Origin of the sequence: Rheinheimera sp. A13L (assembly GCF_000217935.1) — a bacterium.
Taxonomy (GTDB): Bacteria; Pseudomonadota; Gammaproteobacteria; order Enterobacterales; family Alteromonadaceae; genus Pararheinheimera.
In genome coordinates, this window is the sequence record NZ_AFHI01000043.1 from 1 (window position 1) to 3,396 (window position 3,396).

2 protein-coding genes are annotated in these 3,396 nt (G+C 36.4%); both read left to right on the forward strand.

Annotated features, from left to right (window positions below):
• Nucleotides 1-489: 489 nt before the first annotated feature.
• Nucleotides 490-2,058: an AAA family ATPase gene (locus tag RHEIN_RS16290; RefSeq protein ID WP_008900078.1), complete on the forward strand. Its 1,569-nt coding sequence runs from the start codon at nt 490-492 to the stop codon at nt 2,056-2,058.
• A 1-nt stretch (nt 2,059) separates the two neighbouring features.
• Nucleotides 2,060-3,133, forward strand: coding sequence for a hypothetical protein (locus tag RHEIN_RS16295; RefSeq protein ID WP_008900079.1), 1,074 nt, complete (start codon nt 2,060-2,062; stop codon nt 3,131-3,133).
• Nucleotides 3,134-3,396: the final 263 nt, after the last annotated feature.

Sequence of the window (3,396 nt, forward strand, 5' to 3'; positions counted from 1 at the left end):
GCAAGGTGGCCTTTTGCTTTATTGTGGTTTCGCGGCGGACGCGAAGCGCCGTTAGGGGTTCAGCCGAAGCTTGCGCAGCAAGCTGCAGACAACGCCCAGAGGGCGGCCTCTCGTTGAAAACGAGAGGTGAGCGGCAAAGCCGCGAATAAATCCCCCCAACTACTTAGCCACCGCTAGGTGGTGACTTTTGCCATCAGTCGCAGCAAGAAATTGAGTGGCCGCCATACAAAACCAAGTAAAACAAACGAGGCAAAAGGCAAGACCTGATACAACCATTTCTCAGCTAAGCACTTGCGAGCAACCTAAATAAGGTGCTAGTTTTAGGAACTTCACTCTATAAGTGAATTAAAACCGATAATTAACCTATAGCGGAGCTGTTGTCCGTGTTTTGTCATGATCTGAAACTCTGCATAGCTTATGCGCAGCATCGCATCAAGAAAAACCATCATACTTGACTGCAACTCTTAGCGCTTAATAATGAGTCTGCCTATGGAAAGCATTAGAATAAAAGGCTTAAGATGTCTTTATGACACAGGTGATTTTGAATTAAAAAAACTAAATATTCTAGTGGGCATTAACTCTTCGGGGAAAAGTACTTTTCTACGCACTTTTCCGTTACTACGTCAAAGTGTCGAGAGAAAAACCAGAGGTCCAATCCTCTGGTCGGGACACTACATAGATTTCGGAACATTTGAAACATCAATATACAGCAACAAAAATGATACCACCCCTGACTTCCTAGACTTATTTGAAGAATCAAGTGGAGATAACAAAAATAAAATTGAATTCACATTTTCAATCAACTATGAATCGCAGTTCATCAAAAGAATAACGCCACTAACATTTACAATATCGATAACAAAACAAAAAAACAGCCAAAACTCATATACACACCAATTTTCATGCGAAGTAAATAAAAACAAAATATTCTTTGACTTTGATGAAAGCGGAACAATAACAAACATATACTCAGATATATTAACTTGGGATTTAAAGAAAAGTGACTTTAGATTCCAAGTTACAGACACAGATACATTACTACCACTACTTCGCCCTGAGACCTTATTTTCTAGTGAAACAAAAACAAAACAACTATTAGTAACGTTAAGAAATCAAGGTAAAAATATAATAAAAAACCTAGCTGGAAGTACCAGTGACAAAAAGTCAATTGAACTATTTAACAGATTGACGAGACATATATACTCTAATGAAGAAAAGCTGAATATCATAAAAATTGCAGACATGACTGTAAAATGGAAAAGAACAACTAGCTCATGGGATTTAGACAGTGATGGATTTGAGTTTCTATCAGGAATAATTGACTTATACAACATCATAGAATACAGCCCTAAATTCAATGACACTCTAACAGAAGAGTTTTTAGGGGTGCGGTATATAGCTCCATTAAGAACATCAACACAGCGATATTATAGGTATCAGGACATAAACATTGATGAACTTGATCATCAAGGCGAAAACATGGGAATGTTTATTTCCAACATATCAAAGGTATGGAAGGAGAAGTTAGACAATTGGACTATTTCTGAATTCGGGTTCACAGTGACGGATGAAAACGTAGCTGGCCACACGTCGATAAAAATAAAACATAGCAATACTTTAAATAGTGACAACATGTCCGATATGGGATTTGGGTATTCGCAGTTTTTGCCTATTATATTACAGCTATGGTCTATTAGCTCTGGTTACGAAAACTCAAAAAAACGTCGAAAGACGAAGAACTACATTCTAGCAATTGAGCAACCGGAGCTGCATTTACACCCAAAACTACAAGCAGAGCTAGCATCGGTATTTATAAAATCAATTAAGTTGGCGGATGAAAATTCTATTTCGGTAAAAATAATACTCGAAACTCACAGTGAAGCAATGATATCAAAAACTGCTCAACTTGTTATGCAAAAACAAATAAGTAACCTGGATGTTGGTATTCATTGCTTTGAGCAAGACATTGAGAGTAGAAAATCACAAATAAAAAAAGCGGAATTCACTGAAAAAGGCACGCTGAAAAATTGGCCGTTTGGCTTTTTTGAGTATATATAAAATGATAATAAAAATTAATGATTCTGTATTTACTGAAATTATTGAAAATAATTTTCTGCTAACATGGCAACGATTCATAAGTACGATTATAAGAACTGCTGAACAAGGCCATCATTTATTTATTATAAATCCAGAGATGCTTCACTACATTATCGAGTCCGATAAAATATCTGATTACTCCAAATATATTCTAAAAGAAATTACGAGAAGATCATTTTATACATTCGAGGAGCTAGATGGGCGGCAAACTTTTTCATTCACAGTAAATAAATCCGAAACAGAGTTTGAAATAGACATACTTACTACTCAGGCATTTGAAATTGATAAACTGCTTCAGCCATCTGAAATAATATTAGAAGACATTGAAGATAATGTAATTTATAACCAAATATTAATTTCTTACATTAAACATCAAGGAATCACAGCTCACTTTTATTACAGGCCACTTAACGGTGGTGGTGACGGGAGTTCACGGTTAGTAGCCACACATTATAGATACAATAAGAATATTCATGCAATATTTGACACAGATAAAAAACACCCAAACGACAACATAGGGAAGACAGCAAGAAAAATCATCGAAGAATTCTCTAAAATAGGACTAAACAACAATTATCATATTCTTGATTGCCATGAGGTTGAAAATCTTCATCCAATCCAGTCATTCAAGGAAAAGGCTGATCAACATCAGTCTAAAACCGTATTGTTCATTGAACATGCCATTTCTATCAATGAATCAACTTATAAGTTTTTTGATTTCAAGCAATCACACAAATTTTGTGACATTTTTAATAATGAAAGTGATTTCGCTAAATTTTGGCGGGATATCTACAACACGTGTAACATTGAAGGTGTAGACATAAACTCTTTCAAGAGCGATCCACAAAAACATAAGCACACAATAACCCCAAAACTTAGTACTGTAGTGGGTCTACTTAAAGATGACATGGCAAAAGGCGTTTGCAAGCATACAAAAATCGAGGAAATTTTCCCAAAACAGCTGCAAGAAACTTGGAAAGAAATCGGAAAAAAAATGCTAGCTTGGACATTTGCAGCACCACAGATTAATTTATAAATGATGGTGATTAGTGGTTTTCATTCTTAACAATTTACTGGTTTGGCATATAGTTTATTCGAAATAACGGCTCCACCAATAAAGCAAAAGACCACCGCTAGGTGGCCTTTTGCTTTATCAAACACAGAGACAAATATAAAACCCTACTTCCCATGCCCCAGTAACCAGCCATAAATATCCCAGCCTTCGTACACTTGGCGCCAGGCGTCGTGTTCGGCTTGTTCCAGCATACTAAAGCGCACATTGGTGTGGCCTAACTGGCG